Consider the following 356-nt stretch of genomic DNA (forward strand, 5'->3'; position numbering starts at 1 on the left):
AGGAACGCCACCGGTTCACGGATATTGGCCTGGATGCCACCAACACGGCCAGCTGCATGCACAACGCAAGCCGGCTGAAGCTCGCGCAGGAAGCCACGCACGGCATCGAAGTTGCGCAAATCGAGTTCACGGCTCGACGGCGCGACGACGTCGACTTGGCGAGCCTTGGCCAGGTCGAGCAAATTGCGTCCGACCATGCCGGTTCCGCCTGTGATCAGTATCGGGCCCGACACGATCATTTGTCTCCAAGGTCAGGACGGAATACCTTCAGCCCGCGACCCACAACGGCCTTCTCCCGCGACGCAAGCTCAGCATCGGCCCTAGCCATTTCCGCGACGAGTTCCGCAAACGAGGTT

At 61.8% G+C, this 356-nt stretch carries 1 protein-coding gene; it reads right to left on the minus strand.

All coding sequences use genetic code 11. From position 1 onward, the window contains the following. On the minus strand, positions 1 to 239 hold a 239-nt coding region (locus AC1DCP_RS26730; protein ID WP_476774922.1), incomplete at its 3' end, for an NAD-dependent epimerase/dehydratase family protein. Between the last annotated feature and the right edge of the window lie 117 nt (positions 240 to 356).

The organism is Agrobacterium sp. 10T429 (assembly GCF_056393925.1).